The organism is Streptosporangium fragile (genome assembly GCF_039534445.1).
GTDB classification, from domain to species: domain Bacteria; phylum Actinomycetota; class Actinomycetes; order Streptosporangiales; family Streptosporangiaceae; genus Streptosporangium; species Streptosporangium fragile.
This window is the reverse complement of record NZ_BAAAVI010000011.1, coordinates 1-21,953: the sequence shown is the minus strand read 5'-3', so window position 1 is coordinate 21,953 and position 21,953 is coordinate 1. Positions and strand designations below refer to the sequence as shown.

The window sequence follows — 21,953 nt, the reverse complement described above, 5'->3', positions numbered from 1 at the left end:
GTCTCAGGCGGGGAAGGTCTGCGGGCCTCCCGTCTCAGGCCGGGGCGGCACCGCGGGCGGTGGGCTCCGGGGCGGGCCGGAAGCCTCCGGCGAGGAAGACGACCAGGCCGACCAGGATCGCGGCCGGGATGAACGCCGCACGCGCGCTCACGACGTCGTTGACGGTGCCCACCACCGCGGCGCCGACCAGGAAGCCGACGTAGTTGAACATGTTGACCCGCGCGATCGCGGTCTCCGCCCCGGCGCTGAGGCGGCCCGCGGCGGAGAACGACTGGGGGGCGATGATCGACAGACCGATGCCGACCAGCCCGAACGCCACCACGGCCACCGGGACGCCCGGCGCGACGACGATGCCGACCGTGCCCGCCGCCGCGATGATCGCGCCCGCGCGGACCACGGGCGCCGGGCCGTACCTGCGCACGGCGAGGTCGCCGGGGACCCGCGCCAGGAGCATGGTCGCCTGGTAGACGAGGTAGCCGAACGGCACCAGCCATCCGCCGGCGTGCAGCGCCTTCTCCATGTAGACCGTGCCGTAGTTGGAGACCGCCGCGTCGCCGACGTACAGGAACGCCATCGCCAGGCAGAGCGGGATGATCGGCCGCCACGGCACCCGGGCCGCCCGCGCCGTCCCCGTGGCCCGCTCGGGCACATTCTCCTCGTCCCGCCCGTACAGGCGGGGGAGCATGACCACCGAGACCACCGCGCCTATCGCCGCCGGGACGGTGAAGGCCCAGCCCAACTCCACGCCGAGGGCGCTGAAGGCCGAGTTGATCCCGGCGCCCAGCATCGAGCCGACGCTCCACACGGCGTGGAAGCCGGTCAGCACGCTCATGCCGTACCGGCGCTCGACCGCGACCGCCTGCATGTTCATCGCCGCGTCGACCGCCCCCACCAGCAGGCCGAACAGGGCGCTGAGCGCGTAGAGACCGGCGAGCCGGTCGTTCCAGCCCGACAGGACCACGACGGCGCAGACGCCCACCTGGGAGACCCGCAGGATCGCGGCGCTGCCGTACCTGCTCGTGAGCAGGCCCGCGGCGCCGCTCCCGACACCGGCGATCACCGGCACCAGGAGCAGGACGAGGGTGAGGTCACCGTCACTCAGTTCGAACTTGTGCTGGAGGTCGATCACATGGGTGAGCAGGGTGGCGAAGCAGAGGCCCTGGACGAAGAACGCGGCCCAGGTGGCCACCCGCGCCCGCCGGTCACGTGGGGTCGGCACGACGACCTCCAGGAAACATGAGGGGGGTTCAAGTTCCCGCCAGGGTATGGGTGGTCCACCCGGGGGTCAATGGGTGATCACCTTGCGATTCCGCCGGGTGACCGCCGCCGCTGCCGGGTCGGCCGTGACGGGGGCGGCTCTGTGACTGGATCGGCCGTGATCGGATCGGCCGTGACGGGGGCGGCTCTGTGATCGGATCGGCCGTGATGGGGGCGGCCGTGATGGGGGCGGCCGTGACCGGGCGGCAAGGCACCGGGTCGCGCCTCCGAAGCACCGGCGGCGATTATTGTCGAAGGGTGGAGAGTCCCCGCCCCCGTCCCCCCGCCGTCCGCCGCAACGACCGCGAGATCCGTCCCGCCGACCTGCGGGCCGGAGACGCCGACCGTGAGAAGGTGGCCGCCGTGCTGGGCGACGCGCTCGCCGACGGGCGGCTCGACCACACCGAGCACGAGGAACGCACCGACGCCCTCTACCGGGCCCGCACGTTCGGGGAGCTCGAAGCCCTCATCACCGATCTGCTCCCACCGGAGGCCCGGCCGCTGCGCACCGACGTCCGGCCGGTGGCGGCGTTCTTCAGCTCCGAGGAGCGCTCGGGACGCTGGGTGGTGCCCACCCGGTTCACCGCCACCGCCGTCTGCGCCAACGTCACGCTCGACCTGCGCGAGGCGCTCCTGCAGTCCCGCCACGTGACCCTTCAGGTCACCGTGCTGGCCGGGACCCTCACGCTCATCGTCCCGGAGGGCGTCCGGATCGAGATGCCCGCCTCGGCCTTCATGGGCGGGAAGAAGAACCAGGTCCCGGCCTCGCCCGATGGTCCGATCATCGAGATCACCGGCCTGGTGGCGCTGGGCGGCATCGTCGCCAAGGCGCCCAAACGCCCCCGGCGCTCCTGGTTCCGCCGTTGACCTCCCGGTCTGTCGCCGGCCGCTCTCGCTTCGGCCGCCGACCGGTCCCGGCCCGTCACCGGCGGCCCGGCCGCGCGGCTCCGGCGACCGGCCGGGCCGCCGGGCTGCGCGGGTCAGCCGGCGCTGTCGAAGTTGATCGCGCTGTAGGCGCGCAGCTTCCAGAGCTGGTGCTCGCTCTCGATCTTCCGGATCGTGCCGGACCGGCCGCGCATGACCAGGGAGTTGGTGACGGCCCGGCCACCGCGGTAGCGGACGCCCTGCATGAGTTCGCCGTCGGTGATCCCGGTGGCCGCGAAGAACACGTCGTCCGACCTGACCAGGTCGTCGGTGGTGAGCGTCGCGTCGAGGTCGAGGCCCGCGTCCAGCGCCCGGCGCCGTTCGGCGTCGTCCTGCGGCCAGAGCCTGCCCTGGATGACGCCGCCCAGGCACTTGAGGGCGCAGGCCGCGATGATGCCCTCCGGGGTGCCGCCGATGCCGAGCATCAGGTCGATGCCGGTGCCCGCGCGGGCCGCCATGATGGCACCGGCGACGTCGCCGTCGGTGATGAGCTTGATCCGCGCTCCGGCCTCCCGGATCTCCTGGATCATCTTCTCGTGGCGGGGGCGGTCGAGGATGACCACGGTCACGTCCGAGGAGGAGCAGCCCTTGGCCCGTGCCACCGCGGCGATGTTGTCGGCCACCGGCGCGTTGATGTCGACCGAGGACGCCGCCTCGGGGCCGGTGACCAGCTTGTCCATGTAGAAGACGGCCGACGGGTCGTACATCGAGCCGCGCTCGCTGACGGCGATGACCGAGATGCCGTTCGGCATGCCCAGCGCGGTGAGCCGGGTGCCGTCGATCGGGTCCACGGCCACGTCGCACTCGGCGCCGCTGCCGTCACCGACGGACTCGCCGTTGTAGAGCATCGGCGCGTTGTCCTTCTCCCCCTCACCGATGACGACCACGCCGTTCATCGACACCGTGTTGATCAACTGGCGCATCGCGTTCACCGCGGCGCCGTCCGCGCCGTTCTTGTCGCCGCGCCCCACCCAGCGGGCCGCGGCCATCGCGGCCGCCTCGGTGACCCGGACCAGTTCGAGGGCGAGGTTGCGATCAGGTGCGTGCTCACCCGTGGCGAGGGCGGCGGGAACGGACGTCTGATCGGACATGGCGGGAAACCCCTCTCGTGGATTAATACAACGATCGTAGTTGTCCCCCTGATGACCGGTCGGCGGAGGATAATGTCCCCACCACGGGCAGCGACATGGAATGGCTGGTGAGAGGCGTGACAGCACGGACCTCGGAGCGAGGCGCCGCCACACGCGTCGCGCTCCTGGCCGCCGCCAGGGAGATCTTCGTCACAAGCGGTTTCGCCGAGGCCGGCGTCACCGACGTGGTCGCCCGCGCCGGGGCGAGCGTCGGCAGCCTCTACCACCACTTCTCCGGCAAGGCCGACCTCTACCTCACGCTTTTCGAGGAGTTCCAGGCGCGGCAGACCCAGCGGACCAAACAGGCCGTCCAGGAGGCCCGCGCCGAGGGCGAGACCGACCCGATGCGGCTGTTCGTCGCCGGGGCCCGCGCCTACCTGGAGGGCTGCCTGGTCGAGCGGGAGATCTCGGCGCTGTTCCTGCGCGGCGACGGGCCTCCCGGTTTCGAGGTCATCATGCGTGACCGGCTGCGCCAGTGGGCCAAGCGCAACGCCGCCCTCTTCGAGGACGACGAGGGCGCGCTGGTCGTGGTCCTCACCGGCGCGCTGGCCGCCGCCGTCTCCGAGGTCGCCCTCTCCGACGACGAGGACGCCTCCCGGGCGCTCGTCGAGAACGTGCTCGCCATCATCGGGCAGATCCGCCGCCCCTGAGGGCGCCCCGGCACCGGCCCTTCGGACCGGACTGCCTCCCCGAACGGATAGTCTCGACAGTCGTGAAGAGGTTCACCCAGGGGTTCTACGCCTACGCGTTCGCCATGGCCGTATGCCTGGCAGCCGTCGGCGTCTTCCTGCTGATCACACCGCAGAGCAGGACGGAGCACATCCCCGAGGTCGACTACTCGATCTCCCTCGCCAACCTGCGCCGTGCCGCGTCCTACCAGGTGTGGGCGCCGGAGCGGGTTCCCGCGGGGTGGGTGCCCACCAGTTCCAGGGCGACCGACGAGAAGGGCACGGCCACCTGGCGGCTCGGCTTCGCCACGGCCAAGGGCCCCGACGACAAGCGCGCCCACGCCATGCTCGCCGAGAGCAACGAGAAGCCGGCGGCCGAGTTCGCCAACCGCCTGGCCAACACCTCCACGGTCACCGGCACCGTCCGGATCGGCGGCGTGAGCTGGGAGCAGCGCGTCCGCGAGGACAAGAACCAGCGGTCCCTCGTCCGTTTCCTCCCCGACGTGACGCTCGTCGTCACCGGCACCGCCTCCTGGGAGGAACTGTCCACCCTGGCCGGCTCCCTCAGACAGCAGGAAAAGGTCACTCCCTGACCCCGGCCCCGGTTTCCGTCCGCTCCTCCCGGAGCAGCCGGAAACCGGGGAAGGCGCGCAGGGACAGGCCGGGAGATCGCGAAGGGCCGGGTCAGAACGGGCTGTCGCCCGACAGGTCGGGCTGTTTGCGCTGGGCCATCGCGGCGGCGAGCTTCACCCGGGCGCCCTGGAGCCACTCCTCGCACAGCGCCGCGAGCTTCTCGCCGCGCTCCCACAGCTCGATCGACTGCTCCAGCGTCAGCCCGCCCGCCTCCAGGCGGCGGACCACCTCGGCCAGCTCCTCGCGCGCCTGCTCGTATGACGGTGTCGTCTTCTCATCGGCCACATCCCCACCCTAGAGGTCGTCCGCCCGCCGGTGACCCAGCCCACGTCTGGGAAACTGTGCGGATGAGCGTGCGTGGTGCGACCCCCGAGGACATCCCCGAGCTCGTCCGCCTCCGCGAGATCCTCGCCGACCGCATGGCCCGCGACGGCGGTGCCCCGGTCAGCGGCGGGTGGCAGGAGGCGTACGCCGACAGCCTCGCCCTGCGCCTGGACGACCCCGACACGGCCGTCTACGTGGTGGACGCCCCCGGGGACGGCCTGGCCGCCTGCGGGATCGGCCTGATCTTCCAGCGGTTCCCCGGTCCCGCCCTGCCCGACGGCCGCCACGGCTACGTCCAGGGCATGACCACCGACCCCCGCCACCGGCGCCGGGGGCACAGCAGGGCCATCCTGCTGGCCCTGCTGGGGTGGTACCGCGACAGGGGGATCGGCAAGGTCGACCTGCACGCGACCTCCGACGGGGAGCCGCTCTACCGGGCGCTCGGCTTCGTCGAGGACGGCTATCCCCCGCTCACGTGGCGGGATCGCTCCTGACCGTGATCCGGTCGTCGGCGAAGCGCACCGTCAGCTCGTCGCCCGGGGCGACCTCGCTCGCCAGCCGCACGACCTCGCCCGAGGGGCGCTGCACGATCGCGTACCCCCGCTCCAGGGTCGCGGCGGGTGAGAGCGACACCAGGCGGGCACGCAGGTGCCCCAGCGAGTCCTGGGCGCGGTCGAGGGAACCGGTGAGGGCACGTCTGGCCCGGTCCCTGAGCTGCTCGGCCTGCTCCGCCCGGCGCTCGATCTCACGGACCGGGTCGGCGAGGGCGGGCCGGGAGCGGACCGCGGTCAGCCAGGCCGTCTCGCGGTCCACCCAGCCGCCGACCACCCTGCGGCCCCGGTCGCGGAGCTGCCGGATCAGAGCCAGCTGCTCGCCGACATCCGGCACGACCTTCTTCGCCGCGTCCGTGGGCGTCGACGCCCGCACGTCGGCGACCAGGTCGAGCAGCGGGTTGTCCTGCTCGTGGCCGATCGCGCTGACCACGGGCGTGCGGCACGCCGCCACCGCCCGGACCAGCGCCTCGTCGGAGAAGGGCAGCAGGTCCTCCATCGAGCCGCCGCCCCGCGCGATCACGATCACGTCGATCTCGCCGTCCGCGTCGAACTTCCGCACCGCCTCGATGACCTCGCCCACGGCGTACGGGCCCTGCACGGCCACCTGCTCGACCTTGAAGCGCACCGCGGGCCAGCGGCGCCGCGAGTTCTCCAGCACGTCGCGTTCGGCGGCCGAGTCGCGACCGCAGACCAGCCCGATCGTGCCCGGCAGGAACGGCAGCCGCCGCTTCCTGTCGACCCCGAACAGTCCCTCGGAGGCGAGAAGCCGGCGCAGCCGCTCCAGCCGCGCCAGCAACTCGCCGACCCCGACCGGCCGCATCTCCAGCGCGGTGAACGCGAAGGAACCCCTGTTGACCCAGAAGTCCGGCTTCAGGTGCATCACGACCCGGGCCCCGTCCACGGGCCGTGGCACGGTCGCCTCGTAGACGCCGCGCGGGCACGTGACCCGGGCGGACACGTTGGCCACCGGGTCACGCAACGTCAGGAACACCGTGCCGCCGCGGGCGGTCAGCTCGGTGATCTGCCCTTCCACCCAGACGGTGCCGAGCTTGCCGATCCAGCCGCCGACCATCTGCAACACCGTGCGGACGGGGAGGGGCTGCTCGGGGGTGGTCTTCGAGGTCATGGCCGGAGCCTACGCGCCGGGCGTGACTATTCGGCGGCTTCCAGCTTGGCCAGGCGGTTCTCGTACATGCGCACGACGGCTTCCCGGGCGGAGGTGGCCCGCTCGTAGGCCAGGAGCTCCCGGATCTGCTCGGCGGACTTGCCGCGCATCCGGGCCCGCAGGGAGGCGACGGTCAGCCCCGCGTAGCCGGGCATCGGCTCGGCCGGGACGTCGGCCGGCGGCGCGCCCTCGGGACCGGCCACCCGGGTCTCGGTCACCTCGACCGCGGCGGCGTCCGTGCTCTCCGGCTTCGCCACCTCGACCTGCGCGACCTCCACCTTCACCCCCGCGGGCGCCTCGGCCCCGGGAGCGGGGACCTCGGCGGCCTCGGGAGCGGGGACCTCAGCGGTGACGGGCGTGGTCTCGACGGCGGAGGTCTCGGCGGTCCCGGTCTCCGGGGCCTTGGTCTCCGGCTTGGCGGCGGCCTCGGCGGGCTTGGTCTCGGGCTCGGGTTCGACCTCGGCGGTCTTGGCGGCGGGTTCGGCGACCTGAGTTTCGGCAGTTCCGGCGGGCGTCTGGGAGGTTTCCGGCTTGGCCTCGGCGGCCTTGGGCTCGGGCTTGGCCGTGGTCTCGGCGGTCTCGGTCTTGACCTCGGCGGGCTTGGTCTCGGTCGCGGTCTCGGCGGGCTTGGGCTTGGCGGGGCTGAAGATGATCGGCTCGGGAGCGGTCTTGACGCCGTTGCCCTCAGCGGAGGAGGTCGTGTCCGCGGCCTTCTCGGGACGCGGCGCGAAGATGATCGGCTCGCGGCGGGCGGGCTTCTCCTCGGCCTTCTCCGCGGTCTCCACCGACTGGTCGGCCGCCTTCTCATGGGACTCGTCGAGTCCCTCCTCCTGGCCGGCGAGGCCCTTGATCTTGTCCCGCACTTTGCCGCCGAGTGACAGGGCCTGGCCGACCCCGCTCAACGCGGTCTGCAGCATGTGGAGCGGCAGGTCCTTCGCCTTTTGTGTGACATTGCGAATCATGTCGGGGACTGACATGTCGTCTCCCTGGGAGGTCTGTATGAGAAGGCTAGTGTGCCAAGACTGTGCCGTATGAGCTCATAGGACATATGGGCAGCCTGTGTGAGCGTTCCACGTAGCATAAGAGCATGACTTCGAAGACCCCCGCGACCCGACGAGTACTTGTGGCGAAGCCCCGCGGCTACTGCGCGGGGGTCGACCGTGCGGTGCAGACCGTGGAGAAGGCCCTGGAGCAGTACGGCGCCCCCGTTTACGTCCGCAAGCAGATCGTCCACAACACCCACGTGGTCAAGACGCTGGAGGAGCGAGGAGCTATCTTCGTCGAGGAGACCGAGCAGGTGCCCGAGGGCGCCATCGTCGTCTTCTCCGCCCACGGAGTCTCCCCGGCGGTCCACCAGGAGGCCGCCCGGCGCAGCCTGAAGACGATCGACGCCACCTGCCCCCTGGTCACCAAGGTGCACAACGAGGCCAAGCGCTTCGCCTCGCAGGATTACGACATCCTGCTCATCGGCCACGAAGGCCACGAGGAGGTCGAAGGCACCGCCGGTGAGGCGCCCGACCACATCCAGCTCGTCGACGGCCTGCAGGCGGTCGACACCGTCCAGGTCAAGGACCCCGAGCGGCTGGTGTGGCTATCCCAGACCACGCTGTCGGTGGACGAGACCACCGAGACGGTCTCCCGGCTCAAGGCGCGTTTCCCCAACCTGATCGACCCGCCGAGCGACGACATCTGCTACGCCACCCAGAACCGTCAGGTCGCCGTCAAGGAGATCGCCGCCCAGGCCGAGCTCGTCATCGTCGTCGGCTCGGAGAACTCCTCCAACTCCAAGCGGCTGGTCGAGGTCGCCCGTGACCACGGGGCCGACGCCGCCTATCTGGTCGACGACGCCTCCCTCATCAAGGACGAGTGGCTCGACGGCGTCACCACGGTCGGCGTGACCAGCGGCGCCTCGGTCCCCGAGGAACTCGTCGCCGGAGTCCTGGCCCGCCTGGCCCGGCACGGCTTCGAGGACGTCGAGGAGGTCGAGTCCGTCCACGAGAGCGTCCGCTTCGCCCTCCCGCACGAGCTGCGCAAGGATCTGCGCGTCACCGCCGTCTGACCGTCGCCCCGCGCCCCGGGCCACCGTCCCGGGACGTCTCGTGCCGTCGCCACGCGTCCCGGGACGTCCCGGGACGTCATATCGCGCACCGTGCCCTGCACTTCGGGACGGCACGGGCCGCCACCCCGTACCGTGGACGCTCCGGTCGTCGGCGTACGACCCCGGCCGTGCCCGCGGCGTCCGGCCCGGCCCCGGCTCGGACGGCGGGTACCCGGGCTACTGGCCCTCGCGCGGCGTGCCGTACACCCTGGGCTCGAAGTAGCCTTCCGGCTCGGGGGCGAACGCGGCGCTCTCGCCGCTCCTGGGCCGGGGAACCTCGGCTCTGGGCGCCCGCAGCTCGTCACGCAGTTCGCGTACGCACCGGGTCAGGCCGCGCCGCCAGGCGATGACCAACACCAGCAGCGAGCCCCCGAACAACCACGGGGCCTGGCCGGACAGGGCGGTGAACATGCCCAGGCCGAAGGCCTGGATCGGGGTGGGCGCGAACAGCGAGCGGACCGCCTGGGCGGCCACGGTGGCCGCGAAGAAGATCAACGGTGGGGAGACCACCAGCGAGAGCAGATCACGGCGGTTCACGAGCATCACCGCGGCCACGCAGCCGACCGCGAACGCCAGCCCGGTCAGCGTCGCCGGCCCGAACACCGCCTGCAGGACGTAGCCCAGGAGCGTGGACGTCAGCACGAGGGCCACCGCACCCCGGACGGTCAGCCGGACGCCGGTGCCCCGGTAGTGCCCATTCATGCGATCACCCCGCCAACCGGCTTCCCGCCGGCCCGCTCGTCCACCAGTCGCCCCCCGGCCCCTCGTCGCCAACGCCCTCCGCCCCCAGTGTCCGGCCGTCGGCGTCGGCAGGGAACAGTTTCTAGGGCAGGTCGTTGGCCAACTTACCGTTCTGCCGTGGTACGAGAGACGGGCTTGGCTCCTCTTCTGCCAGCAGTTCGGGTGAGGTGAGCGCCCGGGGCAGGTCCTCGACCGTCTGCGGCGTGTCCAGATCGGCGTCGACCAGTCCCAGGTCGTTCAGCTTCCGGGCGCTCACCAGGACCCGCGTCTCCAGGGAGCCGACGGTCCGGTTGTAGGCCTCCACCGCCCGGCCCAGCGAGCGGCCCATCGCCTCCATGTTCCGCCCCATGCTGCCCAGCCGCTCGTAGAGCTCCTTGCCCACCTCGAAGACCGCCCGCGCGTTCTCGCTGAGCGCGGCCTGCTGCCAGGCGTACTGCGCGGTGCGGAGCATGGTGATCAGCGTGGTGGGCGTGGCGATGTGGACCCGCCGCCGCATGGCGTACTCCAGCAGGCCGGGATCGCGCTCCAGGGCCGGGGCGAGGAAGGCCTCACCGGGGATGAACAGCACCATGAACTCCGGGGCCGGGCTGAACGCCTGCCAGTAGGACTTGGCGGCCAGCCGGTCCACGTGCTCGCGCACGTGCCGGGCGTGGGCGTCGAGCCGGCTCGACCGGTGGTCGGGATCGCCGGACTCGGCGGCCTCCAGGTACGCGGCCAGGGAGACCTTGGAGTCGACCACGATGTTCTTGCCGCCCGCGAGCCGCACGACCATGTCGGGCCGTAGCGCGCCGTCGGCGGTGGTGACGCTCGCCTGCTCGTCGAAGTCGCAGAACCGCTGCATGCCGGCGATCTCGGCGACCCTGCGCAGCTGGAGCTCCCCCCACCGGCCCCGGGCCTCCGGCCGCTGCAGGGCTCGCACCAGCACGTCCGTCTGCGCGCGGAGCTGCTCGTTGCTCTCGCGGACGATGTCGATGTGCTTGGCCAGCTCGGCGTGGGCGGCCCGCTGCCCGAGCTGGGTGTCACGCAGCTGTGCCTCGACGCGGGCCAGGGTGTCCTTCAGCGGTTCCAGCAGGTGCTCGACGGCCTGCTTGCGCCGCTCCAGCTCGCCGGCGGCCTCGGCCCGCCCGGCGGCCAGCTTCGTCTCGGCCAGCTCCAGGAAGCGCAGGTTGTTGACGTCGAGTGCCTTGCTCGACAGGGCCTGGAACCGGTCGGAGAGTTGACCTTCGATGTAGGCGGCCCTCTCCTCGGCGATCTTCGCGCGGGCCTCGGCGTCGGCCAGGCGCGCGGTGACATCCGTGGCTCCGGAGGAGGCACGCGCCCGGCCGAGGAGGAACCCGATCACGAGTCCCGCCGCGAGTCCCACGGCGAGCTGGAAGGCGAGTGCCATGATGTCCACCCCGGCATGATTCCAGGCCCGGCCGCTTCCGGCGCGCCGACACGCCTTCGCGGCCGGTCGGGCCTTCCCCCTGTGGAACGCGTCCCCTCCTGGGGGAACACGTCCGCCGCGGGCAGGGAGACGACGGCCGGGTGAGGGGGCGCGGGCTGCGAGGTGTACCGCTCTGTGACCTGGCCGCGGCGGGTAGCAGTGGGTCATTCCGCGTAAACTCGGCTCACGTGAGCTTGAGCATCGGCATCGTCGGACTGCCCAACGTCGGCAAGTCAACGCTTTTCAACGCGCTGACGAAGACCGCCAACGCCCTGGCGGCGAACTATCCGTTCGCCACCATCGAGCCCAACGTGGGCATCGTCGGCGTTCCCGACCCGCGTCTTGAGAAGCTGGCCGAGATCTTCGGGTCGGCGAAGATCCTGCCGGCGAAGGTCGAGTTCGTCGACATCGCCGGGCTGGTCCGCGGCGCCTCGGAGGGGCAGGGGCGGGGCAACCAGTTCCTCGCCAACATCCGCGAGACCGACGCCGTCTGCCAGGTCATCCGGGTCTTCAGCGACCCCGACGTGACCCACGTCGACGGCGGCGTCTCCCCCGAGCGCGACATCGAGACGATCAACACCGAGCTGATCCTGGCCGACCTGCAGACGCTGGAGAAGGCGATTCCCCGCCTGCAGAAGGAAGCCAAGAACAACAAGGAGCGCAAGGCCGTGCTCGACGCCGCGGAGGCCGCGGTCAAGCTCCTCGACGGCGGCACGACCCTGTACGCCGGGGCCGCGGGCGCGGGGATCGACCCGAAGGACCTGCGCGACCTGCACCTGCTGACGGCCAAGCCGTTCCTGTACGTGTTCAACCTCGACGCCGACGAACTGGTCGACGAGGAGCTGCGGGCCCGGCTGTCCGCGCTCGTCGCGCCGGCCGAGGCCGTCTTCCTGGACGCCAAGATCGAGTCCGAGCTCGTCGAGCTTCCCGACGACGAGGCGCTGGAGCTCCTGCAATCCGTCGGCCAGGAGGAGTCGGGGCTGTCCCAGCTGGCCCGGGTCGGGTTCGAGACCCTCGGCCTGCAGACCTACCTGACCGCCGGCCCCAAGGAGACCCGGGCCTGGACGATCCGCAAGGGCGCCACCGCCCCGGAGGCGGCCGGGGTCATCCACACCGACTTCCAGCGCGGCTTCATCAAGGCCGAGATCGTCTCCTTCGACGAGCTGGTGGAGGCCGGTTCCATTGCCGCCGCCCGCCAGGCGGGCAAGGCCCGCATCGAGGGCAAGGACTACGTGATGCGCGACGGCGACGTGGTGGAGTTCCGCTTCAACGTCTGAACGCCCTCGGCGAAGGCCGCCTGACCCGTGACGGAGCCGGTCGGGCGGTCCTGTCGGCGTCCGTGAACCGGGAGGCCGGGCATCCCGCGATTCCCGGCGGTCGTCTTCGCCGTACGCGAGCGGCCGGGCGCGCACCGATATCCCGGCGGCGGGTCTTCGCCGTACGCGAGCGGCCGGACGAGCCCGTCGACGTCGGGCCGGACGAGCATGCCCACGCCGGCTGGATCCTGGCCGGCGCCGTCTCCGTGAACTCCGTCCCACGGCCCGCGCACTCACCCGGCATCCGGAGGACGGCTCCGACGTTTCGCCGGACCCCGGGGTGGCGGGCCGTCCACTCGGGGGCGTGGTCATCCGTCCGGGGAAGGCCGACCGATCCCGGACGCCGCCCCCGGAGGCCATCACCCGGGGGAGCCTCCGGCCGACCGGGACGGCGCCGTGCCGGCCTGGACAGGGCCTTCCGCATGGCCCTGGACAGGGCCTTCCGCATGGGGCGGGGCGCGCGACAGGAGGGGTCTGAACCGTTCTGTCGTCTTGTGACGCTACGTGATGGATTTCGCGTTAAATGCGCTGGTCGCGACAGTCCCGGGGCTGTTTAGTTAGCAATGGGTGGCGTTTGAGTAATGGGCCCACGCGTTGGCCAGGGATAATGCGCTTTTCGTCACCCGGGGGCGACATCGACGGCCCCGCCGGGGATCCAGACCTGGTTTGCTCAGTCACCACGATGCCTGCAGCATAGGCGTGGCTTTCCTGGAAGAATCGGTGAGGCGGCTAGAGTAAGTCTTCACCATGGCTAACGGGATCGGCAGCAATACGACACCGCGCCAGCCGGGGGATTGGCGCGAGCGGAGGCGTGATGGCTCGAAGGTCGACGGTCCAGCGTGATCCTCGGATCGCTGGAGACCCCGAGCTTTCGGCATACCCCGACATCCCCGACGATCTCGATCCCGACCGGCCCTCCTCCCGCGGGCGGGGCGCGCCGCGCAACCGCTGGTCCGGCGGTGGCGGTCGCTGGCTGGTGTGGGCCGGCCGCGCCGTCCTCTGGGCGTTGATCGTCGTCATCGTGGTGAACGGGGTCCGCGCCCCGTTCGAGCGCTTCACCCGGCAGAGCGCCCCCGCCGGCACCGCCCCCGCCGTCTCCGAGAGCGGGTTCCCCACCACCCAGGGCACGTCCTTCGCCATCCAGTTCGCCGCGGTCTACCTCAACTTCGACGGCGCCCGCCCCCAGGAGAGGGCGGGCAGGCTGGCCCCCTACCTCCCCGAGGGCGCCGAGGCCCAGTTCGGGTGGGACGGCTTCGGCCGGATGAGCGCTGGAGCGGTACAACCGTACGGGGTCGAGGTGGTCGACGCCGACAACGCCGTCGTCACCCTCACCTACCAGTCCTCGGACCGTCGGCAGTTGCTGTCCGTGCCGGTCTACTACGACCGGGCCGCCGAGAGATTCGTGGTCTCCGGCCGTCCGGGCATCCTGCCGGCGCCGGAGCCGGCCAACCTGCCGCCCAAGGCCGCGCCCGACCGCGACGGCACCGCCGAGCGGGAGCTCCGCACCCCCCTGGAAGACTTCTTCAAGGCCTACGCCGCGGGTGACACCGCCTCCCTGCAGCGTTACGCCGACGCGGGGGTCACCCTCGAAGGACTGGACGGCGCGTTCACCTTCATGGCGCTCAAGGAGCTCGTCGTGCCGCTCGCCGGGGGCACCACCCGCGAGGTGACCGCCACCGTCGTGTGGGGCGTGCCCTCGGGGCCGACGCCGTCCCCCGACTCGACCGCTCCGGACCCCGGCCAGGTGGGGGGCAAGCTGGAGCAGGCCTACCTGCTCACCATGGTCAAGCAGGGTGACAAGTGGTTCGTCAAGGACATCCGCGGCGCACACCGGTCTGTGGGGTAACACATGATCGAACGGTGCCGGTCCACAGTGAGCAGACCCCCCCTGACCGACGAGCCGCCGTCGTGCGGCCGTCCACGTGCGCGCCGCGGGCCCGTCGCCGTCCGGCGAGCACGATCGTGAGTACGGAGGACAAGAAGTGATTCTCAAGACCATGCTGCTGAGCGCTTTCGAGCTCGCTCAGCCCTCAGCTCCTCCGGAAGGTGTCAACACCGAAGGTCTGGCCGACTTCCTCCGCAGCTTCTTCGCGCCGCTCTTCCTCGCCATCGTCTCGGTGGTGGCGCTCTTCTTCCTCTTCACCCGTGAGATCACCCGGTTCGTCCAGTTCATCATCCTCGCGATCGCCATCGGCGTGATCTTCTACGTGCCGAACATCATCGAGGTGACGGCCAAGGCGATCGCCGGCGCGCTGGGCATCTCGGGGGGTTGAGACCGCGTCCGGACGGTCACGTTAGGAGAGGCTGAGAGGAGGATCACGTGGATCTGCCCACGTATACCAATATCTGGAGGATCGAGAAGCGGCTCTACAAGCTGTACGACCTACGGCTGCCGATGCCGCTCCCGATCGTCTGGGTCGGTGGGTTCGTGGGAGTGCTGGCCCCGTGGTCGTTCCTGCTCTACCTGCTCGGCCTGCCGTTCGAGGCTCCGTGGCACGTGGTCTACCTGGTGCCGCCGGGTGTCGTCACGTGGCTCTCCACCCGGCCGGTGATCGAGAGCAAGAGGCTGACCGAGCTGCTGCAGTCGCAGGTGCGCTACATGGGTGAGCCGCGCACCTGGTGCCGGATGGCTCCCGTCTCCGAACCCGCCGAGATCGCGCTGACCGCCCGGGTCTGGCGGGCCGCGCCGCAACACGCGGCGGAGGTCCGGGTCAAGTCCTCGCGCAAGGCTCGCCACGCCCAGCCGCGGCGCGGATCCGCCTCGCGCTCCCGTGAGGTCCGTCCGGCCGTGGCCGCCGCCGCGGCGGCGGCCGCCACGGCTCCGGTCGCCCGCGAGCGCGCCACCTGGGGCAGGGCCCGTGCTTCTCGCCGGGGCACCGCCCCGGCTCTCGTCCGTCCCGTTCCCGCCGCCGAGCCCCAGGCCGCGGTTTCCCCCGCCCCTCCGGCCGCCGTGCCCGCGGCGGCTGAGACCGCGATCCCCGCGGCGGTCGTTCCGGTGGCGCCCGCTGCGCCGGTGGCGCCTGCGACGGCTGAACCCGCTGTGCCGGTGGCGCCCGCGACGGTCGGCCCGGTGGCGCCCGTGGCGGCCGGGCCCGTCGTGCCTCCGGCGACCGTCCCCACCTCGTCTGCGGGGCCCGTGCGCTCTCCTTCCGTGCCCGGCGCTTCCGAGGCCGTCACCCCGGCACCCGGAGTTCCCACGCCCGTCACCCCGGCCCCCGCGGCGTCACCGGCATCCGTGGCCCCCGCCGCCTCCGCCAAGCCCGGCGCGCCCGTCGAGTCCGGCGCGCCCGCGCCGGAAGCGCCGGTCGAGGGCTCGTCCCGGCGAGACCCCGCCACATCGCCCGGTGTATCGGCCGGCCAGGCACCCGCCGCCTCGACCGGGTCCATCTCCGTGTCCGGTGCCGCTCCCGTGTCCGGTGCCGCTCCCGCGCGGGAGCAGGCGCCGGCGGCCGAGACTCCGGTCGCGCCCATCGACACCGAGGCGTTGCGGCGCCTGCGCAGGCTCGCCGCCTCCGCCGAGGCCCAGCGTGCTTCCGCCGCCGCGCAGCCCGACCGGGCCGCGCCCTCGGAGGCCGCCGAGCCGTCACGCCTACTGCCGCCACGTGAACGGCGGGCTCCCGCACGACCCGTCACCCCCGTACGGCCCCCGGCCGAGCCCGTGGTTCCGGACCGTGCGGCCGAGACCCCGGCCGCGGCCGAGCCTCCGACGGCCGAGCCACCGGTCCTGACTCCGGCCGCCGCCGGACCTCCGGCCCGGACTCCGGCCGTGGCCGAGACCCCGGCGGACCGGGAGCCGGTCGAGCCGGCGGCGCCCACCCGGGTGGCCCCGGTGGGCAGGCCCACGGTCGTGCCCGACCCCGCCGAGCGGCCCCCGGCTCCGGCCGTCCCCTCCTTCGTGCCGAGGTTCGTCGGGCCCGCCCCGGTCGGGCGGCGTGCCGAGGAGGCGGCGGAGGTGGAGGAGGGCGCGCGGAGCCGGCACCGCAGGGGGCAGCCCGCACCGATCGGACGGCAGGCCGACACGCCGAAGGCGTGGTCGCCCGAGCCGCCGGCGGGCGCGCAGCGGGGCACCGGCACCCCCAGGAGCGGGGGGCTGCCGGGCGGCATGTCGATCCGCGCCGTCCCCGCGGGGGCGGCCAAGGCCGATCCCGTGACGCCCGCGGTGCCCGTGCCCAGGCCGTCCCACGGCGAGGCCAAGGTCCGCCGGGTGGAGTCGGTGGTCGGACGCGACTCCTCCGGCGGCTGGCGACGACTGGCCCAGGTGGTCATCGGGCCCGGCGGCGGAGGCCGTACGGACGGCTCGGAGGTGGATGAGGCGCGGACCAGGGCGGTCTTCAGCGGCAGTCGCCGGGTGGTGGTGCTCGGCTGCACCGGCGGCGCCGGGCAGACCACGACGGCGCTCATGCTCGGCCACACCCTCGCCCGTTACCGCGAGGACCGGGTGCTCGCGGTCGACGCCAGCACCGGCACCCACGCGCTGTCCCGCCGGGTGCAGGGCGAGTCGCCCGAGACGTTGAGCTCCCTGCTGGCCGGTCTCGACAACGTCAACGGCTATCTGAGCATGCGTTCCTACACCAGCCGCTGCGCCTCCGGGCTGGAGGTCCTCGCCGGAGACAGCGACGCCGGCGCCGAGCAGCGCCTGTCCGATCGCACGCTCTTCTCCGACCGGAGGCTCGCCCAGGCGATGGACGTGCTCGACCGGCACTACAAGCTGATCGTCATGGACCCGGCGGCGGCGCTGGCCGCACGGGTCCTGCCCTACGCCGACCAACTGGTCCTGGTCGTCCCGGCCAGCGAGGACGGGCCGGACGCGGTGGCCATGACCTACGAGTGGCTCGACGGGCACGGCTGCGCCGACCTCCGCCAACGGGCGATCATGGTCGTCAACGGGGTCAGTCGCCGGAGCATGGCCGACGTGGAGCAGGCCGAGGCGGTCGCGCGGGGCAGGTGCCGGGCGATCGTGCGGGTCCCCTGGGAAGACGAGCTGGCCCCCGGCAGGGCCGGCCGGGTGGAGCCGTCCCACCTGAGGGCGCCGGGCCGCCGGGCGTACCTGGCGCTGGCCGGAGTCGTCGTGGCGGGATTCGGAGCAGTGCAGGCGGGTCTACCCAGCGAGGAGGAACTGGCCCAGTGATCCCCCGGGCGCGAGGAGACGCGGTGAGCGGGCGTGACGAAGTGCAGGTGAGCGGGCGGGACGACGAGGTCAGCGCAGGACGGGACGGGGCCGGGCCGGACGGGCGAGCCCGCGGTCACGGCGGGCCGGCCGCACGGCGGGCCGGGCGGCAGACCACGTGCCCGGCCGGGCGGGGAGCCGGGCGGCAGGCCGCGTGCCGGACCGGCCGCCGGGTCGCCCGCCGAGCCGTCCCCCGGGGTGCCCGGCCGTCCGGGGAGCGCCGGTGAGCCGCGCGTCGCGGGCGCGCAGCCGCCTCGCCGTCCGATACTTCGACGACCGGATCCTGCTGACCGACTCGTCGGTCTGGGCCTACTTCCGGCTCCCCACCGTGAGCTACGAGTTCATCACGCCCGAGGAGCGGGAGGCCCTGGCCACCAACATCACGATCGCGCTGGCCGCGATCCGGATGCCCGACGCCGAGGTGCACCTGCGGGTGGCGCACCGGACCTACCCGGCCGCCGAGTGGGCGATGGCACTGAACGCCACCTCCGACGAGGGGCCCGGCTGGCGTGACTACCTGGAGGACATGTACCGGCACGTCTGGGCCAAGGACTTCTGGACCAAGGAGGTCTACCTCGGCGTGCGGCTCGGTGCGCGGGGACGGCAGCTCGGCGCCGGGGTCCTCTCCCAGCTCTTCGGCATCTACCAGCGCAGCGAGAAGGCCCTGGGCATCGAGGACGACCACGTTCCCAAGGCCGAGATCGCCAAGTGGTCCGAGCAGGCGGAGCGGCTGGGCAGGGCGCTGGCCGCCAGCGCCCTGTACGCCAGGCACGCCACCTCCACCGAGATCGCCTGGCTGTTCCAGCACGCGGCGACCGGCTCCCTCGGTGACCCGCCCGCCTCGGCCAGCCCCAAGCGGCGGTGGGGCAAGGGCGAGATCGAGTCGTTGGTCGAGGGCCAGATCCACAACGGCAGGTCGCTGCTCCGGATCGAGCAGCCGCAGGGTGACTCCTACGTGGCGTACCTGTCCTTCGCCCGTTTCCCCGATCTGATGCCCTTCCCGGACGGCGAGCCCTGGATGCACTTCGCCGACCAGCTTCCCTTCCCCGTGGAGATCAGCTCCAGGATGCGGTTGATCCCCCCGGTGAAGGCCAGCAAGGACGTGGCGCGCAAGCTCGCCCACGCCCGTGACATGGACATCCACATCCGTGAGGCGGGGGCGGAGGCGCCGCTGGCGCTGGCCGAGCAGATCGACGCGGCCCGGATGCTCGAACACGGCATCACCAAGGAACGCCTGCCCTTCGTCTACGGCTGGCACCGGCTGATCGTGTCCGCCCCGACCGAGGAGATCTGCGTGCAGCGGGTCGAGGCGGTCGTGGAGCACTACCGTGACATGGGTATCGACATCGTCAACTCCACCGGCGACCAGTTCTCGCTGTTCTGCGAGACGCTGCCGGGCGAGCGGGTCCGGGTCAACGCCTACGCCCAGCGGCAGCCGCTGCGCACCATCGCCGGCGGCATGGCGACCGCCACCGTCGATCTGGGCGACCGTACGGACGAGAGCGGCTCGGGCTGGATGGGGCCCTACATCGGGGAGACCCTGGGCCGCGCCCGCAGCATCGTGCACTTCGACCCGCTGGTGGCGGCGACGCGCAACCGGCCGACGGCCATCGCGATCACCGGGGAGCCGGGCGGTGGCAAGACCACGCTGGCGCTCCTGATGATCTACCAGATGGCGCTGCGCGGTGTGACGGTCGCCGTCATCGACCCCAAGGGCGACGCCGACTCGCTGGTCCAGCTCCTGCGGAAGCGGGGCAGGAAGGCGCGGATCATCCCGCTGGGCTCGGCGGCGCCGGGCCTGCTCGACCCGTTCTCGTTCGGCGACGACATCGCGGCCAGGAAGACGATGGCCACCGAGACGCTGCGCCTGCTGCTGCCGCGCATGTCGGAGGAGCGGGAGTCGGCGATGATCCAGGCGGTCGCGGCGGTCGCCAACGCCGACGATCCGTCGCTGGGCAAGGTCGTCGAATTCCTGGAGCAGGCCGACGACGCCGCGTCCAAGAACCTGGGCGCGGTGCTCCGTTCCATGTCGGAGATGCACCTGGCGCGGCTCTGCTTCGACCCGTCGGGCGGTGACAAGATCGACACCGAGGGCTGGACCACGGTCTTCACCCTGGGCGGCCTGACCCTGCCCGACGCCTCCACCGGCCGTGACGACTACTCCTACGAGCAGCGGCTGTCGGTGGCGCTGCTCTACCTGGTCGCCCAGTTCGCGCGGGGCCTGATGAACGGCCTCGACCGGCGGGCGCCCAAGGCGATCTTCCTGGACGAGGCATGGGCGATCACGTCCACGCCGGAGGGCGCCAAGCTGGTGCCCGAGGTCAGCCGGATGGGCCGCTCCCGCAACACGGCGCTGGTGCTGGTCTCACAGAACGCGGGCGACCTACTGAACGAGCAGGTGACGAACTGCCTGTCGTCGGTGTTCGCGTTCCGCTCCACCGAACGGGTCGAGGTGGAGCACGTGATGTCGCTTCTCGGGGTGGAGCCCTCCGAGGAGCACAAGGCGGTGCTGCGCTCGCTGGGCAACGGTGAGTGCATTTTCCGGGATCTGGACGGCCGTGCCGGCCGTATCGGGGTGGACCTGATCTCGGACGAGCTCCTGCAGTGGCTGGACACGAATCCGACACACGACAAACCCAACGAGAACGTGCATGATCTTTCTGGGGGCGACAGAGGCAGTAGGCCGGGGACTGCGGCGCTGGAGGTGCGGTCATGAAGGGCTCCCGCAAGGGGCTGAAAGGTTCCCGTCAGGGGCTGAGGGGTTCCCGTGAGGTGAAGGCTTCCCGCAAGGGACGACTACGCAGGCGGATCGCCATCTCGCTGGTGGCGTTGACCGCCTTCCTCGCACTGCCGCTGGTGTTCCCGGCGCAGACGTCCACCGCCGTCGCCGCGGCACCGTGCGACCTGTCGCCGGACCTGTCGCCGGAGGTCGTCGACGGCGGCCTGGACGGCCTGATCAAGCCGTCGGCACCGGACGCGGCCCAGGCGGGGGCGGCCCAGCCGGGAGCGGGGCAGGCGGGTGCGGGGCAGGCGGGGGCGGCGACCGCCGCCGCGGAGAAGGGCAGCTACGCCACCTACGGCATGAGCGGCCAGTTCTGGCACACTCACCAGCTCGGCTGCGACGACGTCGTGGCCGTGATGGGCAACGCCATGGCCAACACGGTCTTCACCTGGGCCAAGGCCCTGGACCGGCTGACCATCACGACCTACCAGGCGGCGGCCACCGAGGGCCCGCTGGATGCGATCAAGAACGTCGTCGACGACATCGTGATCAGCCTCGCCGACGCGATGTACTGGCCCTACCTGCGTCCGCTGGTCATCCTCGGCGCGGTCTGGCTGGCCTGGTACGGGCTGATCCGCAAGCGCGCCACCACCACCGCCGAGGGCGTCATCTGGATGGTTCTCGCGGTCACGGTGGCGGTCTGGTTCTTCAGCCGGCCCGGCGACTTCACCGGGATGGGGAAGGTCGTCACCGACAAGACCGGCGAGGTGGTCAACTCCGCCTTCGCCGAGCTGCCCGGCGCGGGCGGCACCTCCTGCCTGCCGACCAGGAACGACCCCGACCCGCAGGTCAAGGGTGGCGGCTACGGCCAGTACGGCGTGCCCGGCGTCGAGCAGAACTCCGAGGCGCTGTGGTCGACCCTGGTCTGCAAGCCGTGGCTGATGGGCCAGTTCGGCACCGCCGACCCCAACGCCCCGGTGATCAAGGACTTCGGCGCCAAGCTGCTGGAGATCCAGACGACCGACGCGGCCGAGTTCAAGGCGGGTCAGACGGCCGCGACGAGCGCGCACCAGGAACGATACGAGGAGGAGGTCGCCGACAAGCTGCAGAACACGCCGATCTTCTTCCTCTTCCAGGGTAAGGACTGGACCAACCGCCTGGGGGTCGCGATCGGCGCCTTCATGGCGGCCATGGTCGCCGGGTTGCTCATCTTCCTGGTGGCGGTCTCGCTGCTGGTGCTCAAGGTCGGTTTCCTGCTGCTGCTGATCCTGGCGCCTGTCTTCCTGCTGATCGGCGTCCATCCCGGGTCCGGGCGGATCATCGCCATGCGCTGGGTGGAGATGCTGATCGGCACGCTGCTCAGGCAGGCGGTGCTGGCCCTCGTCCTGGGCGTGCTCGTGTACGGCTACGCGCTGATCATCTCCACGGCGATGCCGTGGGGCATGCAGGTCATGTTCATGGCGCTGCTGACGATCGCGGTGTTCTTCTACCGGCGGCCGTTCCAGCACCTGTTCGCGTCCATGGACGGGCACACGATCACCACGAGGATGCTGGGCGAGGCGGCCACCGCGCCGACCCTGCAGCGGGCCGCGTCCGTGCTGCCGCCGGTCGCGGCCGTCAGGGCGGGCCGCTGGGGCATGCGCAAGGCGGAGCCGGTCCTGCAGGCGGCCGCGATGGCCGGCGGAGCCTCCGTCGCCACGGCGGCCGCGGCGGTCGCCCAGGGCAAGGTCCGCGGCGAGGATGGCGGTGTCACCCCGGCCACGCCCTCGGGCGCCCGGGTTCCGGCCGGCGCGCAGCCCGCGCCGCTCGACACCGACGCGCAGGCCGG

18 protein-coding genes are annotated in these 21,953 nt (G+C 72.1%); 11 read left to right on the top strand and 7 right to left on the bottom strand.

All coding sequences use genetic code 11. From position 1 onward, the window contains the following. Positions 1–34: 34 nt before the first annotated feature. Entirely contained in the window at positions 35–1,219 is a 1,185-nt protein-coding gene (locus tag ABD841_RS09630) for an MFS transporter (RefSeq protein WP_344969886.1), read from the bottom strand. A gap of 296 nt (positions 1,220–1,515) precedes the next feature. Between ABD841_RS09630 and ABD841_RS09625 the strand changes: the two genes are divergently transcribed. Then, a complete protein-coding gene (locus ABD841_RS09625; protein ID WP_344969884.1) occupies positions 1,516–2,124 on the top strand; it encodes a DUF1707 SHOCT-like domain-containing protein in 609 nt (202 codons plus the stop codon). 113 nt (positions 2,125–2,237) lie between these two features. Here the strand turns inward: ABD841_RS09625 and glpX are convergent, their stop codons facing one another. Then, on the bottom strand, positions 2,238–3,272 hold the full coding sequence (gene glpX, locus ABD841_RS09620) for a class II fructose-bisphosphatase (RefSeq protein ID WP_344969883.1): 1,035 nt from the start codon (positions 3,270–3,272) through the stop codon (positions 2,238–2,240). Positions 3,273–3,367: 95 nt separating this feature from the next. Here glpX and ABD841_RS09615 point away from each other — a divergent pair, with 95 nt between their 5' ends. Beyond that, positions 3,368–3,961 (top strand): TetR/AcrR family transcriptional regulator, encoded by a 594-nt coding sequence (locus ABD841_RS09615; protein ID WP_344969881.1) that lies wholly within the window; start codon positions 3,368–3,370, stop codon positions 3,959–3,961. Positions 3,962–4,023: 62 nt separating this feature from the next. Further along, entirely contained in the window at positions 4,024–4,572 is a 549-nt protein-coding gene (locus ABD841_RS09610; protein WP_344969879.1) for a DUF4245 domain-containing protein, read from the top strand. A gap of 91 nt (positions 4,573–4,663) precedes the next feature. On the opposite strand, the gene ABD841_RS09605 is transcribed toward ABD841_RS09610, so the two are convergent. Next, entirely contained in the window at positions 4,664–4,897 is a 234-nt protein-coding gene (locus tag ABD841_RS09605; protein ID WP_344969878.1) for an exodeoxyribonuclease VII small subunit, read from the bottom strand. A 62-nt stretch (positions 4,898–4,959) separates the two neighbouring features. Between ABD841_RS09605 and ABD841_RS09600 the strand changes: the two genes are divergently transcribed. Beyond that, the gene (locus ABD841_RS09600) at positions 4,960–5,430 is read left to right on the top strand and encodes a GNAT family N-acetyltransferase (RefSeq protein ID WP_344969876.1); all 471 of its coding nucleotides are present in this window, start codon (positions 4,960–4,962) and stop codon (positions 5,428–5,430) included. On the opposite strand, the gene xseA is transcribed toward ABD841_RS09600, so the two are convergent. Next, on the bottom strand, positions 5,408–6,616 hold the full coding sequence (gene xseA, locus ABD841_RS09595; protein ID WP_344969874.1) for an exodeoxyribonuclease VII large subunit: 1,209 nt from the start codon (positions 6,614–6,616) through the stop codon (positions 5,408–5,410). The two genes, ABD841_RS09600 and xseA, sit on opposite strands and share 23 nt — an antisense overlap. Before the next feature lie 26 nt (positions 6,617–6,642). Next, entirely contained in the window at positions 6,643–7,632 is a 990-nt protein-coding gene (locus ABD841_RS09590) for a DUF8129 domain-containing protein (protein WP_344969873.1), read from the bottom strand. Between the two features lie 110 nt (positions 7,633–7,742). Here ABD841_RS09590 and ABD841_RS09585 point away from each other — a divergent pair, with 110 nt between their 5' ends. Beyond that, entirely contained in the window at positions 7,743–8,714 is a 972-nt protein-coding gene (locus tag ABD841_RS09585; protein ID WP_344969871.1) for a 4-hydroxy-3-methylbut-2-enyl diphosphate reductase, read from the top strand. A gap of 216 nt (positions 8,715–8,930) precedes the next feature. Here the strand turns inward: ABD841_RS09585 and ABD841_RS09580 are convergent, their stop codons facing one another. Beyond that, complete coding sequence (locus tag ABD841_RS09580; RefSeq protein WP_344969870.1) at positions 8,931–9,455, bottom strand: DUF6542 domain-containing protein; 525 nt, start codon at positions 9,453–9,455, stop codon at positions 8,931–8,933. Positions 9,456–9,576: 121 nt separating this feature from the next. Then, positions 9,577–10,881, bottom strand: a complete 1,305-nt coding sequence (locus ABD841_RS09575) for a DNA recombination protein RmuC (RefSeq protein ID WP_344970071.1) — start codon at positions 10,879–10,881, stop codon at positions 9,577–9,579. A gap of 227 nt (positions 10,882–11,108) precedes the next feature. Here ABD841_RS09575 and ychF point away from each other — a divergent pair, with 227 nt between their 5' ends. The 6 genes from ychF to ABD841_RS09545 form a co-directional block, all read left to right on the top strand. Further along, a complete protein-coding gene (gene ychF, locus ABD841_RS09570; protein WP_344969868.1) occupies positions 11,109–12,197 on the top strand; it encodes a redox-regulated ATPase YchF in 1,089 nt (362 codons plus the stop codon). 853 nt (positions 12,198–13,050) lie between these two features. Next, the gene (locus ABD841_RS09565) at positions 13,051–14,082 is read left to right on the top strand and encodes a conjugal transfer protein (protein WP_344969866.1); all 1,032 of its coding nucleotides are present in this window, start codon (positions 13,051–13,053) and stop codon (positions 14,080–14,082) included. A 151-nt stretch (positions 14,083–14,233) separates the two neighbouring features. After that, the gene (locus ABD841_RS09560) at positions 14,234–14,509 is read left to right on the top strand and encodes a hypothetical protein (RefSeq protein WP_344970069.1); all 276 of its coding nucleotides are present in this window, start codon (positions 14,234–14,236) and stop codon (positions 14,507–14,509) included. 47 nt (positions 14,510–14,556) lie between these two features. After that, positions 14,557–17,364, top strand: a complete 2,808-nt coding sequence (locus tag ABD841_RS09555) for a TcpE family conjugal transfer membrane protein (RefSeq protein WP_344969865.1) — start codon at positions 14,557–14,559, stop codon at positions 17,362–17,364. 262 nt (positions 17,365–17,626) lie between these two features. Further along, the gene (locus ABD841_RS09550) at positions 17,627–20,119 is read left to right on the top strand and encodes an ATP-binding protein (protein ID WP_344969863.1); all 2,493 of its coding nucleotides are present in this window, start codon (positions 17,627–17,629) and stop codon (positions 20,117–20,119) included. Positions 20,120–20,175: 56 nt separating this feature from the next. After that, the coding region (locus ABD841_RS09545; protein ID WP_344969861.1) for a type IV secretion system protein at positions 20,176–21,953 on the top strand (1,778 nt) is incomplete at its 3' end.

Excerpts from the sequence above, each read along its gene's own strand:
- xseA (WP_344969874.1), bottom strand. The coding sequence starts at position 6,616 with ATGACCTCGAAGACCACCCCCGAGCAGCCCCTCCCCGTCCGCACGGTG.
- ABD841_RS09615 (WP_344969881.1), top strand. The coding sequence starts at position 3,368 with ATGGAATGGCTGGTGAGAGGCGTGACAGCACGGACCTCGGAGCGAGGC.
- ABD841_RS09560 (WP_344970069.1), top strand. The coding sequence starts at position 14,234 with ATGCTGCTGAGCGCTTTCGAGCTCGCTCAGCCCTCAGCTCCTCCGGAA.
- glpX (WP_344969883.1), bottom strand. The coding sequence starts at position 3,272 with ATGTCCGATCAGACGTCCGTTCCCGCCGCCCTCGCCACGGGTGAGCAC.
- ABD841_RS09600 (WP_344969876.1), top strand. The coding sequence starts at position 4,960 with ATGAGCGTGCGTGGTGCGACCCCCGAGGACATCCCCGAGCTCGTCCGC.
- ABD841_RS09585 (WP_344969871.1), top strand. The coding sequence starts at position 7,743 with ATGACTTCGAAGACCCCCGCGACCCGACGAGTACTTGTGGCGAAGCCC.
- ABD841_RS09565 (WP_344969866.1), top strand. The coding sequence starts at position 13,051 with ATGGCTCGAAGGTCGACGGTCCAGCGTGATCCTCGGATCGCTGGAGAC.
- ABD841_RS09575 (WP_344970071.1), bottom strand. The coding sequence starts at position 10,881 with ATGGCACTCGCCTTCCAGCTCGCCGTGGGACTCGCGGCGGGACTCGTG.
- ABD841_RS09580 (WP_344969870.1), bottom strand. The coding sequence starts at position 9,455 with ATGAATGGGCACTACCGGGGCACCGGCGTCCGGCTGACCGTCCGGGGT.
- ABD841_RS09590 (WP_344969873.1), bottom strand. The coding sequence starts at position 7,632 with ATGTCAGTCCCCGACATGATTCGCAATGTCACACAAAAGGCGAAGGAC.